Source organism: Nonomuraea sp. GTA35, from assembly GCF_041950525.1.
In the GTDB taxonomy this organism is placed as follows: domain Bacteria; phylum Actinomycetota; class Actinomycetes; order Streptosporangiales; family Streptosporangiaceae; genus Nonomuraea.
Genome location: NZ_JBGNUV010000011.1, coordinates 22,308 through 38,459, shown reverse-complemented (window position 1 = coordinate 38,459; position 16,152 = coordinate 22,308). Strand labels below are relative to the sequence as shown.

Annotated in this window: 12 protein-coding genes; 8 read left to right on the top strand and 4 right to left on the bottom strand. The window is 72.8% G+C overall.

What is annotated here, in order from left to right; all coding sequences use genetic code 11:
* Positions 1-3 precede the first annotated feature (3 nt).
* Positions 4-2,559 carry a glycoside hydrolase family 78 protein gene (locus tag ACBJ32_RS39170; protein WP_375131049.1) on the top strand — a complete coding sequence of 852 codons (2,556 nt, stop codon included), beginning with the start codon at positions 4-6 and terminating at the stop codon, positions 2,557-2,559.
* A 47-nt stretch (positions 2,560-2,606) separates the two neighbouring features.
* Here the strand turns inward: ACBJ32_RS39170 and ACBJ32_RS39165 are convergent, their stop codons facing one another.
* Positions 2,607-4,079, bottom strand: coding sequence for an FAD-dependent monooxygenase (locus tag ACBJ32_RS39165; RefSeq protein ID WP_375131048.1), 1,473 nt, complete (start codon positions 4,077-4,079; stop codon positions 2,607-2,609).
* 12 nt (positions 4,080-4,091) lie between these two features.
* Positions 4,092-4,556, bottom strand: a complete 465-nt coding sequence (locus tag ACBJ32_RS39160; protein WP_375131047.1) for an SAM-dependent methyltransferase — start codon at positions 4,554-4,556, stop codon at positions 4,092-4,094.
* Positions 4,557-4,780: 224 nt separating this feature from the next.
* Here ACBJ32_RS39160 and ACBJ32_RS39155 point away from each other — a divergent pair, with 224 nt between their 5' ends.
* Entirely contained in the window at positions 4,781-7,678 is a 2,898-nt protein-coding gene (locus ACBJ32_RS39155) for a LuxR C-terminal-related transcriptional regulator (RefSeq protein ID WP_375131364.1), read from the top strand.
* A gap of 275 nt (positions 7,679-7,953) precedes the next feature.
* Here the strand turns inward: ACBJ32_RS39155 and ACBJ32_RS39150 are convergent, their stop codons facing one another.
* The gene (locus ACBJ32_RS39150) at positions 7,954-9,132 is read right to left on the bottom strand and encodes an alpha/beta hydrolase family esterase (protein WP_375131046.1); all 1,179 of its coding nucleotides are present in this window, start codon (positions 9,130-9,132) and stop codon (positions 7,954-7,956) included.
* Between the two features lie 325 nt (positions 9,133-9,457).
* On the opposite strand from ACBJ32_RS39150, the gene ACBJ32_RS39145 reads away from it, so the two are divergent.
* Positions 9,458-10,981, top strand: a complete 1,524-nt coding sequence (locus tag ACBJ32_RS39145; protein WP_375131045.1) for a protein kinase — start codon at positions 9,458-9,460, stop codon at positions 10,979-10,981.
* Between the two features lie 341 nt (positions 10,982-11,322).
* A complete protein-coding gene (locus ACBJ32_RS39140; RefSeq protein WP_375131043.1) occupies positions 11,323-11,580 on the top strand; it encodes a hypothetical protein in 258 nt (85 codons plus the stop codon).
* A 93-nt stretch (positions 11,581-11,673) separates the two neighbouring features.
* Here the strand turns inward: ACBJ32_RS39140 and ACBJ32_RS39135 are convergent, their stop codons facing one another.
* Positions 11,674-12,042, bottom strand: a complete 369-nt coding sequence (locus ACBJ32_RS39135) for a hypothetical protein (protein ID WP_375131042.1) — start codon at positions 12,040-12,042, stop codon at positions 11,674-11,676.
* Positions 12,043-12,243: 201 nt separating this feature from the next.
* On the opposite strand from ACBJ32_RS39135, the gene ACBJ32_RS39130 reads away from it, so the two are divergent.
* The 4 genes from ACBJ32_RS39130 to ACBJ32_RS39115 all read left to right on the top strand — a co-directional run bounded on the left by ACBJ32_RS39130 (position 12,244) and on the right by ACBJ32_RS39115 (position 16,049).
* Positions 12,244-13,281: a LacI family DNA-binding transcriptional regulator gene (locus ACBJ32_RS39130; RefSeq protein ID WP_375131041.1), complete on the top strand. Its 1,038-nt coding sequence runs from the start codon at positions 12,244-12,246 to the stop codon at positions 13,279-13,281.
* 289 nt (positions 13,282-13,570) lie between these two features.
* Positions 13,571-14,872, top strand: coding sequence for an ABC transporter substrate-binding protein (locus tag ACBJ32_RS39125; protein ID WP_375131040.1), 1,302 nt, complete (start codon positions 13,571-13,573; stop codon positions 14,870-14,872).
* Complete coding sequence (locus ACBJ32_RS39120; RefSeq protein ID WP_375131039.1) at positions 14,869-15,558, top strand: carbohydrate ABC transporter permease; 690 nt, start codon at positions 14,869-14,871, stop codon at positions 15,556-15,558. The genes ACBJ32_RS39125 and ACBJ32_RS39120 overlap by 4 nt, the downstream gene beginning before the upstream one ends.
* 5 nt (positions 15,559-15,563) lie before the next feature.
* Positions 15,564-16,049 (top strand): hypothetical protein, encoded by a 486-nt coding sequence (locus ACBJ32_RS39115; RefSeq protein ID WP_375131038.1) that lies wholly within the window; start codon positions 15,564-15,566, stop codon positions 16,047-16,049.
* Positions 16,050-16,152 lie beyond the last annotated feature (103 nt).

The window sequence follows — 16,152 nt, the reverse complement described above, 5'->3', positions numbered from 1 at the left end:
GCCTTGCTCACCATCACCGCGCCTGCCTTCGAACACCACTCCGAGCCGCTCGGCATCGGCGAACCCGAGCCCCGGCTGTCCTGGACCGTCACCACCGACGCCCCCGGCTGGACGCAGGCCGCCTACGAGATCGAATTCAGCGACGGCACCACCACCGGCCGGATCGAGTCCGCCGAGTCGGTGCTGGTGCCGTGGCCGGGCACGCCCCTGGACTCGCGCGAGCGGCGCGGCGCCCGGGTACGCGTGCACGGAGCCGACGGCTCGACCAGCGACTGGAGCCCCTGGTCGTACGTGGAGACCGGGCTGCTGGACCCCGCCGACTGGCAGGCCTCGGCCGCCGCACCACCGCTGGAGCTGCTGGGCGTCCCCGACGGGCCCGCGCTGCTGCTGCGCCACGACTTCACCCTGCGCGGACCGGTCGAGCGCGCCCGCCTCTACATCACGGCGCAGGGCATCTTCGAGGCCGAGCTCAACGGCCGCGTGGTCGGCGACGACGTGCTGGCCCCCGGCTGGACCAGCTACCACCACCGCCTGCGCTACCGCACCCACGATGTCACCGCCCTGCTCCGGGAAGGCCCGAACGCCATCGGCGCCACCCTCGCCGACGGCTGGTGGCGCGGCCGCATCGGCTTCCTCGGCGGCAAGACGAACCTCTACGGCGACCGCACCGCGCTCATCGCCCAGCTCGAGGTCACCTACGCCGACGGCACCACGGACGTCGTGGTCACCGACAACTCCTGGCGCTGCGCCCCCGGCCCGGTCACCGCCGCCGGCCTCTACGACGGCGAGAAGCACGACGCCCGCCTGGAGCCGGCCGGCTGGTCCGAACCCGGCTTCGACGACACCGCCTGGCAGCCCGCCGACGCCCTCCCCCACGACGCCTCGCTCCTGGTCGCGCCCACCGGCCCGCCTGTCCGCCGCACCCAGACGCTGGCCCCGGCCGAGGTCCTGACCGGCCCCTCGGGCGAGACCATCCTCGACTTCGGCCAGAACATCGCCGGCCGGCTGCGCATCCGCGTGCAAGGCCCGGCCGGACACACGATCACCCTGCGGCACGCCGAGGTCCTGGAGAACGGCGCCCTCGCGCTGCGCCCGCTGCGCGACGCCGCCGCGCTCGACCAGTACACGCTGCGCGGCGACGCCGAGCCGGAGACCTTCGAGCCGCGCTTCACCACCCACGGCTTCCGCTACGCGCAGATCGACGGCTGGCCTGGACAGTTGCGGCCGCAGGACGTCGTGGCGGTCGTCTGCCACACCGACATGCGGCCCATCGGCTCCTTCGAGTGCTCCGACCCGCTGCTCAACCGCCTGCACGACAACGTCCGCTGGAGCATGCGCGGCAACTACGTCGACCTGCCCACCGACTGCCCGCAACGCGACGAACGCCTCGGCTGGACCGGCGACATCCAGGTCTTCGCCCCCACCGCCGCGTTCCTCTACAACTGCGCGGGACCGCTGACCTCGTGGCTCGCCGACCTCGCCGCCGAGCAGGCCGAGCACGGCACCGTGCCGCACTACGTGCCCTGGGTGCCGCTGGCGTTCGGCGTCTCCCCCACGGCCGCGTGGGGCGACGCCGCCGTGCTCGTCCCCTGGACGCTCTACCAGCACACCGGCGACGTCGGCCTGCTGCAGCGCCAGTACCCCAGCATGACCTCCTGGGTGGACCAGATCGCCTCTCTCACCAGGAACCACCTGTGGGACGAAGGCTTCCAGTTCGGTGACTGGCTCGACCCGGCCGCTCCCCCGGACCAGCCCGGCAAGGCCCGTACCGACCACGCGCTCGTCGCCACCGCCTACCACGCGTGGACCGCGCAGGTCGTGGCCGACACAGCGGCCCTGCTCGGCCACTCCGCCGACGCCGCGCGCTACGCGGAGCTGGCCTCGCAGGTGCGCGCGGCGTTCCGCCGCGAGTTCGTCACCCCGTCGGGCCGGCTGGCCTGCGACACCCAGACCGCCTACGCCCTCGCCCTCACCCTCGACCTGCTCGACGGCCCTGAACAGCGCGAACGCGCCGGACGGCGGCTCGTGCAGCTCGTCGCCGCCGACGACCACCGCATCGGCACCGGCTTCGTCGGCACCCCGCTCATCTGCGACGCCCTCTGCTCCGTCGGCGCCTACGACACCGCCTACACGCTGCTGCTGCAGCGCAACTGCCCGTCCTGGCTGTACCCGGTCACCATGGGCGCCACCACCATCTGGGAACGCTGGGACAGCATGCTCCCCGACAGCACGGTCAACCCCGGCGAGATGACCTCCTTCAACCACTACGCCCTCGGCGCCATCGCCGACTGGATGCACCGCACGGTCGCCGGCCTCGCCCCCGCCGCTCCCGGCTACCGCCGCCTGCGCATCGCCCCCCGCCCCGGCGGCGGCCTCACCCGCGCCTCCGCCTCACTCGACACCCCCTACGGGCCGGCCTCGGTCTCCTGGAGCAGCGAGGACGGTCTCCTGACCGTCACCGCCGACGTCCCCCCGGGCACGACCGCGGAGGTGGACCTGCCAGGTGCCGCCGCGCAGGAGGTGGGGGCCGGGCGTCACACGTTCGAGGTCAGCATCTGAATGTTCGGGGCCGGCAGGGCGCTTTCGAGGCAAGCGCCCTGCCGCCCTCACATCGCGTGCGAGCCCGCGGAACCCACCAGCGTGGTGAGGACCTGGTGCAGGCCGGTGGTGTCGGTGCCGGTCCAGGCGATGTACCCGTCGGGGCGGATGAGCGTCAGCGGGCCGCCGGGGCCGGCGGGCGCGGCCACCTTGACCTGGTCGCGCCAGCCGGCCAGGCCGGCGTCGCTGATCAGATCGGTGTCGCTGATCGAGCCGGACTTCCTGATGTGGGCGGGGTCGGCGAGCAGGACGAAGCGGCGCTCGCGTAGCGCCTCATACAGGCGGCTGCCGCCGGCCAGCGCGATGTCCGCGGCGCGGGTGCCGGCCCCCTCCGGCGCGCCGTGCCCGGCCGGGTAGTGGTAGCCGATGCCGCTGAGCTGCCCGGCCACCTTCTCCCGCAGCCTCGGGATGGACAACGCTCCCCGCGCGGCGAACCCGCGCACCGCCCGCCCGGCGGCCGACTCGATCATCGCGGCGCGGATCAGCGCGCCGCTGCTGCGCAGCACCGAACGCCCGACCGGATACCGCTCACCGTGATAGGTGTCCAGCAGCTCCTGCGGCGCACCCCGCAGCACCGCGGCCAGCTTCCAGCCCAGGTTCGCCGCATCCTGCAGACCGGTGTTCATACCCTGCCCACCGGCCGGGGAATGCACATGCGCGGCATCCCCGGCCACGAACACCCGCCCCACCCGATACCGCGGCACCTGCCGCTCATCACTGTGAAACCGCGACAACCAACGCGGCTCCCCCATCCCTAAATCGCTGCCCAGCGCCCGCCGGGTCACCTCCCGCAACTCCTCCAGCGCAAGCGGCGCATCATCGGCCACCACATGCCGGCGATCCCAGGCGAACACCCGATAGTAGCCATCCCCGAACGGCGCGATGAACGCGAACGCGTCCCCCACCCCGTTCACCGTCAGCAGCCCACCCGGCGGCTCGGCCACCCGCACATCACCCAGCATGATCGACTTCAGCACCGACTTGCCCGGAAACGGCAGACCGAGCGCCTGCCGCACCACGCTGTGATACCCATCACAGCCCACCACGTACGACGCCCGATACTCCCCCGCCCCGGCCGACACCCTCACCCCCGCCCCGTCCTGCACCAGGCCGTGCACCTCGGCCCCGTACACGATCTCCACCCCCGCCGCCAGCGCCCGCTCCAGCAACAACCGCTCCACGTTGTACTGCGGCGTGATCAACAGAAACGGGAACCGGCTCGGCAACTCCCCCAGATCCACCTCCACCCGCTCGAACAACCGCACCCTGCGCAGCACCGCCCCCATCGCCACCAGCCGATCGGCCAGCCCCCGCGCATCCAGTTGCTCCAGCGTGCGCGCATGCACCCCGAACGCCCGCGACAGATTCGACACCGTGCCATCACGACGCTCCAGCACCGTGACCGCCACCCCCGCCTCCGCCAGATCCCCCGCCAGCAGCAACCCGGTCGGCCCCGCCCCCACGACAATCACTTCGGACATGTCCTGTGCTCCTCAGTAGTAGGCACGCATGAGCTCGGTCGCCCAGGCCGGCTGCACGGTCTCGCCCTGCGGGCCGAACTCGGCCATGTAGGGCTTGACGTCCAGGACCGGGCTGCCGTCGATGGCGTCCAGCCCGCGTACGTGGAGGTCGAGCCCGTCCACGGCGAGCAGCCGGCAGCGCGAGATGCCCAGCCGGTTCGGGCGGTTCTTGCCCCGTTGGGCGAAGATGCCGACCTCCGGCCAGTCCGGGTTCCCCCTCGGGCGGCGGGCGGAGGTGTGCACCTCTGACGGATCCACGCGATGGAACTGGAACACCACCTCCAGATGCGAGAACGCGTCCAGCCCGGCGACGCTGCCGGGCCCGAAACGGGCGCCGTCGAGGCGGATCAGCGCCTCCTCGGTGTTCCAGTCGTCGTCGAACGCTTCGGTCCGCCCGCCGACGACCGTTCCCACGGCCTCGACGATGATCGGCTCCATGATGATCCTCCCGTGTGTCCTGGGCTGCGGTTTCTGACAGTAGGGCGTGCCGGTTCCGGCCGGATCAGTCACGATGACCTGAGTCTCGTGGGGGTCCGGCGGGCGGCTTAGGTAAGGTCGCCCATCATGATCGGGCGAAATGCGGAGATCGCCGTGCTCAGCCGGATGATCGCCGAGTCACGGGCTGGGCAGGGCAACGCCGTCGCGATGTACGGCGTGGCGGGATCGGCAAGTCGGCGCTGCTGGAGGAGGCCGCGAACAGGGCCGGTGAGCACTCGCTCGTCCTGCGTGCCACCGGCGTCGAGGCCGAGTCCGAGCTGCCCTACGCCGCGCTGCATCTCCTGCTGCGCCCGGCACGCCACCTGATCGACCGGCTGCCCGCAGGGCAGCGGGCGGCGCTGCGCGGCGCGTTCGGCGAAGGGCACGAGGGCGTTCCTGACCGGTTCCTCGTCGGGCTCGCGGTGCTGACCCTGCTCGCCGACCTCGCCGACGAGCGTCCGCTGCTGTGCCTGATCGACGACGTGCACTGGCTGGACCGCGCGTCGCTGGACGCGCTGACGTTCGCCGCCCGCCGCCTCGGGGCCGAGCGGATCACCATGATCTTCGCCGGCCGCGACGGGGCCGAGCCGGCGATCAACGGCGTTCCGGACATGCGGATCTCCGGGCTGGCCAGGAGCGACTGCGAGCGACTGCTCGCGGGGCGCGCCGGCGGGCTCACCCCCGAGGCCCGTGACCGGGTGATCGAGGAGGCGGAAGGCAATCCGCTGGCGCTGCTGCACTTCGCCGAGATCCTGACGCCCGAGCAGCGGGCCGGGCACCTGGCGCCGCTTCCCCTGCAACCGCCGGAGCCGTCCATGGCCGGGCGGCTCGAGCAATCGCTGCGCGCCACGATCCGGCGGCTGCCCGAGCCAGCCCGGCTGCTGCTCCTGGTCGCCGCCGCCGACGGTTCCGGCAGCCTGCGGCTCGTGCTGCGGGCCGCGCAGGCGTTCGGCGCGGGGCCGGAGGACCTGGAGCCGGCCGAGCACGCCGCGCTCATCGACGTCTCCGGCGACCGGCTGCGCTTCCGCCACCCGCTGGTCAAGGCCGCCGCCTACCACGAGGCGCCGCTCGCCCGGCGTACGGCCGCCCACCGGGCGCTGGCCGGCGTCCTCGACGGCGAGGAGCACGCCGACCGGCGGGCCTGGCAGCTGTCGGCGGCCACGCTCGAACCCGACGAGGAGACCTCGGCGATCCTCGCGGCGGCCGGCGAGCGCGCGGCAGGGCGCGGCAGCAACGCCTCGGCCGCCACCGCGTACGAGCGGGCGGCGCAGCTCACCCTCGACCGGGAGCGGCGCGCCGGATGGCTGGCCGCCGCCGCGGAGTCGGCGCTCGGCGCCGGGCAGCTTCCCCGCGCCGCGGCCGCCGCCGACCGGGGCCGCCGCCTGGCCTCCGATCCGCTGCTGCTGGCACGGCTGGCCAGCGTGCGGGCCGCGGTCGAGGCCGAGCAGGGCGATCCTGCGCCGGCCGCGCACCTGCTGATCGCCGCCGCCGAGGGCATCGTACGGGCCGCGCCCGCGGAGGCCGCGTCCCTGCTCGCCACGGCCGCGGGCGAGGCCTGGTTCGCGGGCGACCGGGGCGCGCTCCGGCGGACCGCCGACCTCCTGGAGTCGCTCGCCGCCGAGGTGGAAGCGCGCCTGGCCGGCGTGATCGCGGCCGTGCGCGGCATGGAGCGCGTCGCCGCCGGCGACCCGGCCACCGGGCTGGCCCTGCTGCGCGCCGCCCTTCCCCAGGGGGACACCACCCTTCCCCCGGGAGACATCGCCCTCCCCCCGGGAGACACGGCCCTCCCCCCGGGAGACACGGCCCTCCTCGCAGGAGAGGCCGCCATCACGGCGGCAGACGCTGGCCGGCCCGCAGGCGGCAGCGCTGCTTCAGCGGCAAGCAGCGGCGGCGCTGTTCTGGCGGCGAGCGGCGGCGGCGCTGATTCAGCCGTCAGCGGCGGCGCTGCTCCGGTGGCGAGCGTCGGCGGCGCTGCTCTGGTGGGGGGTGGCGGCGGGAGCGATCGGGTCGCGGGCACCTACGCCGTGTTCGGCGCGCTCATGACCGGCGACGACGACGCCGCCTGCGAGCTGGCCGCCGCCCGGGTGGCCGCCTGCCGCAGCCACGGTCTCGTCGGCGCGCTACCGCACGCCCTGCAACTGCTCACCCAGGCGCAGATCCTGCGCGGCCTGCACGCCGAGGCGGCCGCGTCGGGGGCGGAGGCCTGGCAGATCGCCCGCGACACCGGCCAGGAGGGACGGCTGCGCCACCTGCACGGCATCCTCGCCCGCCTGGCCGCCATCCGCGGTGAGGACGACGAATGCCGGCGTCTCGCCCACCAGGCCGAGGGCTCAGCCCGCGAACGCAACGGATCCGGCTGGGGCGGCTGCGCGCTGACCCTCCTCGACCTGGTACGAGCCCGCTACGACGCCGCGGCCGACCGGATGGCGGGCATCCTCGACGGCCCCCTCGGCCACACGGTGATCGTCACCTTCGCCATCGCCGACTACGTCGAGGCCTGCGCCCGCCTCGACCAGCCTGCCCGAGCCGCCGCCGCGTTCGCCAGGTACGACGCGTGGGCCCAGGCCAGCGGCCGCCCCTGGGCGGCGGCGGTCGCCCACCGCTGCCGGGCGCTGCTCGCCCCACGCCAGCAGGCCGAGCAGCACTACGAGGCCGCCCTCGCGCCGGCCCCCTCGGCCGGCCGCCCCTTCGAGCAGGCGCGCACCCGCCTCCTCTACGGCGAATGGCTGCGGCGAGCCCGCCGTCGCGCCGACGCGGGGACGCAGCTGCGCGCCGCGTTGCACGGCTTCGTCGAGCTGGGCGCCGAGCCCTGGGCGGAACGTGCCCGTTCCGAACTGGCCGCGACCGGGATCCACGCCGCCGAGCCCGGCCCGCCCGCTGCGAGTGCGGCGCTCAGCACGCTGACCTCCCAGGAGCTCCAGGTGGTCCGGCTGGCCTCCACGGGGGCCACGAACCGGCAGATCGGCGCCCAGCTCTTCCTCAGCCCCCGGACCGTGGGGTTCCACCTGTACAAGGCCTATCCCAAGCTCGGCATCTCCTCGCGGGCCGAGCTGGCGGGCATCGACCTGGGGCCGCCGGCGTGAGCCACCAATCCTGACCGGGCCTCGTACCGCACCGGCCGCCATTCCCTGGTGGCCTTGACCGGACATCACGTCATGGCGCGCCCACCCCGAACAGGCCGTGCGCGCCCGCCTCGGCCCGGCGCACGGTGTCATCCACCGGCGTAGCGGGCGGGCCGCTGTTCGAGCGCGTGCAACCGGCAGGCGGCACGCGGGGACGTGGCGGCCCGCTCGGCGTGGCTCTTCACCGGAGGAGCCGGTGGCCCGTCACGCCACGTACGCGCGGGCCGGTGCCGGGCTCAGCACTCGCCGTCCGCGAGCACCCAGTGATCCGGGCCGGTCTGCCGCAGGCTGTGGACGATGTGGGTGTTCCACAGCCCCATCGGCTCGTTGGAGCCGTTGGCGTAGGTGTAGCCGCTCGACTGGTAGGCGCGGCCGGCCGTGGTGTGGGCGTAGTTGCTGGCCCGCACGCAGGTTCCCGGCACCGTCGGGGTCGGGGTGGGCGGGGCGTCGCCGTCCAGGGCGAAGAAGCGGGCGTCGTGGTAGGCCGAGCAGATCGTGTCCAGGAAGTAGGCCGCCGTGGCGCCGCACTGGTCGGCCCCGCTGCCCGGGTCCACCGGCAGGCCGTGGCCCATGCCGGCGATCTCGTACAGCCGCACGTCGTCGTCGCCGTACACCGTCAGAGTGGTGCCGCCGGTGAGGGAGCGCGTGGCCGACGGGGTCTGGGACACGCCGCGCACGTTGGTCCACTGGTCGCGCAGCTGCTTGCCGTTCGCGGGAACGACGGTGTAGTCGGACTGGCCCTGCCAGATCGCCACCCGCGGGTACGGGCCCGCGTGCCCGGGGTGGGCGCCGCGCACCAGGTCGCCCCACTGCTGCGGGGTTCGGCTGGTGGGGCCGTACTGGCAGCTCGACGCCTGTACGAGGCTGGTGGCGCATCGGTAGGCCAGGCCCGCGCCGATCGACCCGGCAGCGAACACGTCCGGGTACGTGGCCAGCATGACCGCCGCCATGGCCCCGCCCGCCGAGAGCCCGCTGACGTAGACCCGCGCGGGGTCGGAGCCGTAGGCGGACACGGCGTGGGCGACCATGTTGCGGATCGAGGCCGCCTCGCCCTGGCCGCGCGTGGTGTCGCCGGTCTGGAACCAGTTGAAGCAGCTGGCGGAGTTGTTCGCGCTGCCGGTCTGCGCCAGGACCAGGGCGAAGCCCCACTGGTCGGCGTACTTGCGCCAGCCGGAGGCGGCGAAGTAGCCGTCGGCGTTCTGGGTGCAGCCGTGCAGGAGGACGACCAGCGGACGGCCGCTCCCCAGCCCGTCAGGCCGGTAGGCGTACATGGTGAGATTGCCGGGGTTCGCGCCGAACGAGGCGACCGGGGACAGCGATGCCGCCCGCGCCGGCTGCGCGGCCGGCACCGCCGTCCAGGTCAGGACGGCCAGCAGGAGGATGGTGAGGGTGCGGCTGAGGAGAGTGGTTGCCATGGCAGCTCCTTGCTTCTGGCACGACTCTGCTGGGGGTGTTCCAGCGCACGTTAGATGCCGGAAACCGCTCGGGACATGGTGACGAGCCACACTCTCCGCCGGGGACCCATGGACGTCCGCTCGCCTCCCCCCGCACGGGGTGATGACTCGTCGCAGGCGGCGCCCAGGAACTCCCCCGGCCGGCTCCGCGTCCTCTCGCCCACCGCCGGCAGTCTCCTGGCGGGCGCCGACATCGAGGGCTGCCTCGCCGTCCCGTTTCCGAAGACGGCGCGACGCGGCCCAGGACGGGACGCATGGAAGGGCGTAGATCGGGTAGGCCGCGCGCATGTCCGTTTCGGAGGGATTTCAGGGCTGGGTGCTGGCCGGCCGCTACCGGTTGCAGTCCGAGCTCGGCCGGGGCGGCATGGGCAGGGTCTGGCGCGGCCACGACGAGCTGCTCGACCGTCCGGTCGCCATCAAGGAGGTGACCCTGGACGAGCGGCCGCAGCCCGAACGTGAGACCTTGCTGGGCCGCACGATGAGCGAGGCCCGCCTGGCCGCCCGGCTGTCCCATCCGCACATCGCCGCCGTCTACGACGTGGTGGTCGCCGACGGGCGCCCCTGGATCGTGCTGCAGCTCGTACGCGCCCCGACCCTGGCCGACGTACTGGCCGAACGAGGACCCCTGCCGGCCGCCGACGTCGCCAGGATCGGCCTTCAGGTGCTGGACGCGCTGCAGGCGGCGCACTCCGCCGGCATCGTGCACCGCGACGTCAAGCCCGCCAACATCCTCATGGACACCGGCGGCCGGCACGCCGTGCTGACCGACTTCGGCCTGGCCACCGACCTGGAGCGGCCGGTCCAGGTGGGTCTCACGCAGACGGGCATCGTGGTCGGCACGCCCGCCTACATCGCCCCGGAACGTGCCCGTGGCGCGTCGGCGAGCCCGGAGAGCGATCTGTGGTCGCTGGGCGTCACGCTGTACACGGCGGTCGAGGGCCGATGCCCGTTCGAGCAGGGCGGCGCGCTGGCCACCATCAGCGCCGTCCTCACCGCCGACCCGGCCCCCTTCGAGCACGCCGGCCCGCTGGCGCCCCTCCTCACCGGTCTGCTGGCCAAGGATCCCGCCCACCGCACCGGCATCGACGACGCCCGCCGGCACCTGCGCCGCATCACCGTCCTGCCCGCCGGGCAGCCGCCATCGCCCGGCGCCGCGCCTCCGGCCACCGGGCAACCGCCGACCACAGGCCCCGTGCTCCCGCTCACCGGGCAACCGCCGGCTACCGGCTCCGTGCTCCCGCCCGCCGAGCAATCACCAGCCACCAGCGCCGAGCTCCCACCCGCCGGGCGGCCGCCATCCACCGGCGCCGTGCTCCTGCCCGCATCCGTGACGACTCTGGCGCCGTCACTGTCCCCGCCCTCCGGCCCCTGTCTCCCGGAAGGCCACACGCCGGATCGATCGTCCGAGCCCTCCGACGGAGCCGAGCCCGGCGGCGGGGCCGGGGCGGCCGGCAGCCGGTCCTGGAGCTCGTTCGCGCGGCCCGCCGCCGCGGTGAGCGTTCTGATCGCCGGCGTGCTGACGGCCACGTCCTGGGCAGGCGGGCCCGCCGCCGAACCGCCTCCCGCCGACACGCCTGCCACGCCGGTCACGCCGGCCTCGGTGCCGCCTACCGCGATCCTGCAGGCGCAGCCCGTGACCATCAAGCGCAGCGCTCCGTCCACCCGGCACCGGGGCGGACGGCCCGCCCCCGCCACCACGGCGGACTCCCTGCCGCCGGGCCAGGCGAAGAAGGTCACCGGACAGAACGGCAACGCCAAACACGTGCACAAGCTCCGCTCACCCGTCAAGGGCGGCAAGGGGCGCAAGTGATCAGGCAGGCACGCCTCCGGCGGTGAGGGCGCGCCTCCGGTCAGGCCCGGGCGAGCGCTGCCGCGAGCTCGGCGTTGCGCCGGGCCACCAGATGCGGGCGGTCGCGCGGGTTTCCCCAATAGGACCGCACCCGGCCGAGTGAAACATCGCCCGCCCAGGGTGTCAACGCGCCTCCGGCGATCTGCACGCGGACGCGGACCCCGGACATGAAGCGGTGATGCGTCTACCTCCGCACCGCACGAGCTGCACCTGCGCTCCATCGGGGTGGAACTCAGTCCTGGCTACTCCGGGACGTCCATGGAGGAGCTCGGGCTGGACCGGGTGGAGCTGGAGCACGTCGTGTGGGACCGCATCCCGCACCTGGAACTGCTGCGCGGCGGGAGAAGCCCACTCCCGAGGTCTGCGCGTTCCCGGGCGTGGGGCGGGAGCCGGGGATGCTCGACCACGGCAGGCACTACCAGGGCCGGTTCGTGCCGAACCTGGGTGACCGCAGCGACAACATCAAGTCCGGCCAGGTGCAGGCCGCCCGCACCTTCGACGGCATCGCCGGCCTGCCACCCAGGCTCGCCAAGTACGCCACCGCCTGGGGCTACGTCTGAGCCCGCCGGGCGCACGGCCTCCGGCTCAGCCTCCCGGGCCCGCGACCCGCCATCGGCGCAGCCCTCCTCGGCCGGCGAACCGGCGTCGGCGCCTCAGCTCTCCTTGGCCAGCGAGCCGGCGTCGACGCTCAGCCGCGCCACGTCCCCCTCGATCCCCGCCACCTGATCAGCGGCCACGTACAGGTCGCGGGAGAACAGCCCCTTGGCGTCCACCTTGACGAAGCCGGTACGCACCAGCCGCGCCGCCAGCGCGGGCGGCAGGTCGGGCTCGGCGTCGTGGAACACCGCTGCCAGGGCCGGCACCAGGCCGGGGCGGTCCCCGGAGTCCTGCCCCTCGGTGGTCGCGGCCTGCGGGTCACCCATCCTGACGAACTCCACCGTCCCGAGCTCCTTGCCGTCACGGTCGACGACCTTCATGCCGGCGTGCACCTGGCTGATGACCGGCTCGTGGGAGGGATGCACGACAACGCTCCTTTCCTTCCTGCTCTGGGCTTGCACGCCTACCCAGCCGGATCGCGGAAAGTCCAGGGCGGGGCGGATGGTCGGCCGGATGCTGCGGATAGGACGCGCACGAGCACCGGCGCCGGGCGGGGCCGTCGCCGTGCAGATCGAGCCCGCGCGCCCAGCTCATACAATCGGACGACGCCTCGGAAATGGAGTTCCATGGTCACGTCCGGCCGACGACGACGAGTGACGATCGCCGACGTGGCGAGCCACGCGCAGGTCTCCGTCACGGCGGTGTCCAAGGTGATCAACAACGCCTACGGCGTCAGCCCGGCCATGAAGGACAAGGTCAAAACGGCCATCCAGGAGCTCGGCTACCGGCCGCAGGCGGTGGCCAGGGGCATGCGCGGCCGCACCTTCACCATCGGCCTGGTGCTGCCGCACATCAGGAACCCGTTCTTCGCCGACATCCTGGACGGCCTGACCGCACACCTGCACACCACCGACTACCAGGCGTTCATGATCCAGGGCGGCGCCACCCGCAAGGTCGAGCAACGAGCGGTCGACGCCCTGCTCTCCCGCCAGGTGGACGGCATCATCATGGTCGCCCCGCTGGCCTCGAAGGCCCGGCTGGAAGACGTCGCCCAGGACAAACCACTCGTCGTGCTCGCCCGCCACGAGCGCTCACCCCACTACGACTCCGTCTACGACGACGACGAAGCCGGCGCCGAGCTCGTGGTCACCCACCTCATCCAGCTCGGCCACCGCCGCATCGCCCACATCACCCACCAGGACGACAGCCTCGCCCGCCCCGCGGACCTGCTGCACACCATCCGATCCACGACCTACGAGCGCGTCATGCGCGAACACGGCCTGGCCGACGAGATCGCCATCGCCACCAGCTACTACAACGAGCAGGGCGGCTACGACGGCACCCGCGAGCTCCTCGCCCGCACCCCCCGCCCCACCGCCATCTTCGCCGGAGCCGACCAAGCCGCACTCGGCGCGCTGGCCGCCATCCACCAAGCCGGCCTGACCGTCCCCGCCGACATCTCCGTCGCCGGCTACGACAACACCCACCTGGCCGCGCTCCCGAACATCGCCCTGACCAGCATCGACCAGGACGGCCACGAGATGGGCCGCGCGGCCGGCAAACTCCTGCTCGAACGCATCGAAGGCCGCATGACACCCGTGCGCTTCACCGTCACGCCGAGCCTCGTCGTCCGCGCCTCCACCGCCGCGCCGCCGGCTTCCTAGGCGGTCAGCGGGAGCCGCCGCCGTCGATGAGGCCGTCGCGAAAGGCACGGTGGGCAGTCCGTCGTCCGTCGACGGTCTCATCGGCCGTGTGACCAGGGAACACGCGCCCTTCACCGACGTCGGCCGGAGCGAGAACCGTTACGCATGGAACCGCAGTACTGGCGACTCTATCTGCGTAAATATCGGGAACCGTTACACAAATGGCCTCTTGACACCCTTGCAAAGTGACGCCTACGTTAACCGCATCGGGGAGTCGCTTAAAACGATTCGATAACCCTGGAGGAGCGTTGTGAAGACCTCCCACCGCGCGCTTGCCACGGCCCTGGCCCTGCTCGCGACGGCGGCCCTTACCTCATGCGGATCCGGCTCTGAGACCAGCGCCGACGGCACCGTGACCCTGACCTTCATGACCGGCAGCGACCAGTCCACGGTGGACACCTCCAAGGCACTGGCGAACGCCTTCATGAAGGCCAACCCCACGATCAAGATCGAGATGGAGCACCAGCCGGGCGGCAGCGAGGGCGACAACGTCGTCAAGACCCGGCTGTCCACCGGCGAGATGACGGACGTGTTCTGGTACAACTCCGGCTCTCTGCTCCAGGCGCTCAACCCGGCCCAGACCCTGGTAGACCTCACCGGCGACCCCGTGCTGGCCAACGTGCAGCCCGAGTACCTGCCCGTCGTGACGCAGGAGAACAAGGTGTACGGCGTCCCCGCCACCACCCTCACCGGCGGCGGCATCCTCTACAACCGCAAGGTCTACGAGCAGCTCAAGCTGGAGGTGCCGAAGACCTGGGCCGACTTCATGGCCAACAACGACAAGATCAAGGCGGCCGGGATCACGCCGGTGATCGGCACGTTCAAGGACACCTGGACCTCGCAGCTGTTCGTGCTGGCCGACTTCCACAACGTGCAGGCCGCGGTGCCGAGCTTCGCGCAGGACTACACGGCCAACCAGGCCAAGTTCGCCACCACGCCGGCCGCCCAGGCGGGCTTCCAGCACCTGGCCGACGTGCACGCCAAGGGCTACATGCAGGAGGGCTTCGGCTCGGCCACCAACGACCAGGGCATGAAACTGCTGGTCGAGGGCAAGGGCGCGCACTACCCGATGCTCAGCGGGCTGCTGCCGCCGCTGCTGGCGACCTACCCGCAGACCGCCACCGACGTCGGCCTGTTCGGCATCCCGGGTGACGATGCGGCCAAGAGCGGCGCCACCGTCTGGGAGCCGCCGGCCATCTACATCGCCAGGACCACCGAGCAGCTCGACGCGGCCAAGAAGTTCCTCGCCTTCGTCGCCTCGCCCGCCGGCACCGAGGCGGTCACCGCCGCCGTGCAGCCGGCCGGGCCGTACCGCATCAAGGGCGCCGAGCTGCCCGACAACGCCATCCAGGTGGCCAAGGACCTGCAGGGCTACCTCGACAAGGGCGCCACCACGCCCGCGTTGGAGTTCCTGTCGCCCATCAAGGGGCCGTCGCTGGAGCAGATCACCGTCGCGGTCGGCTCCGGGCTGACCCCACCCGCCGAGGGCGCCGCCCAATACGACAAGGACGTCGAGAAGCAGGCCAAGCAGCTGGGCCTCGCAGGGTGGTGACCAAGCAGCACACCGGACCCCACACCGGGCCCGGCCCGACTCCGGGGCAACAGCACGCCCGCCCCGCGGCCCGCCGCAAGTCGGCCTACCCGTACTGGCTGTACCTGCCCGCCGCCGCGGTGTTCGTCGTCATCTTCCTGATACCCACGGCGATGGCGTTCTACTTCGCCCTCACCCGCTGGACACTCTTCGACAGCACCTACGTCGGCCTCGACAACTTCCGCGACTTCCTCGCCGAACAAAACCTGCGCATCGGCTTCCAGAACACCATCATCTACGCCGTCCTCACCAGCGGCCTCAAAGTCATCCTCGGCCTGCTCCTCGGCGTCCTGCTCACCAGCAGACTACGACTGTCCGGCTTCCTACGCTCCGTCGTCTTCTTCCCCACCCTCGTCTCCACCGTCGCCGTCGGCATCACCTTCGCCATGCTCCTCAAACCACAAACCGGCCTGATCAACCAGACCCTCGCACTGATCGGCATCGACGGCCGCGACTGGCTCGGCGACGCCACCACCGCCCTGCTGTCAGTAGCCCTGGTAGACGTCTGGAAAGGCGTCGGCCTGGCCACCGTCATCTACATCGCCGGCATCATGTCCATCCCCACCGAGTACTACCAAGCCGTCGCCGTCGACGGCGGCAACCCGTACGGGACCTCGGCTTCGCCGGCCCCGAGCGGATCGGCCTGATCGGGATGAGCATGGGGGGCGTCGTCGCCGGCATCGTGGCCGCCGAGGAGCCGGGCATCCGGGCCGCGTGCCTGTGGTCGCCGGCCGCCGTCGCCCCCTTCGAGGTCGGCGCGGGCTTCCTCAAGGGCCGCGACATCGGCGCCGAACTCAAGGAGAAGGGCTATTTCGACGCCGACAGCCACCGGATGAGCCCGGCCCTGGTCGACGACATCGCCGGCCTCGACGTCTACGGCCGATCCCGCCCGTACACCGGGCCCGTGCGCATCATCCACGGCGACCGCGACGACATCGCGCCGCTCTCCTACGCCCGCCGCTACCTCGACCACTACACCGGCAACGCGGAGCTGGAAGTCATCGAGGGCGCCGGCCACGCCTGGTCCACCGTGCCCCACCGCACCCGGCTGCACCGGTCCACGCTGCGGTTCTTCCGCGAGCGGCTGGAGACGTGCGCGGCACCGGGTTCGTCACCTCGCGCCCCCGCGGAGCCTTGAGCGCCGGCTGGTCGGTGCGCTGCCGTGGCACGGGCGACGCCGGCGGCGGCGATCTTCGTCCGGGGCCGGAGCCTGGCCGGGCCGGTGCCGGTCTCGATCAGCG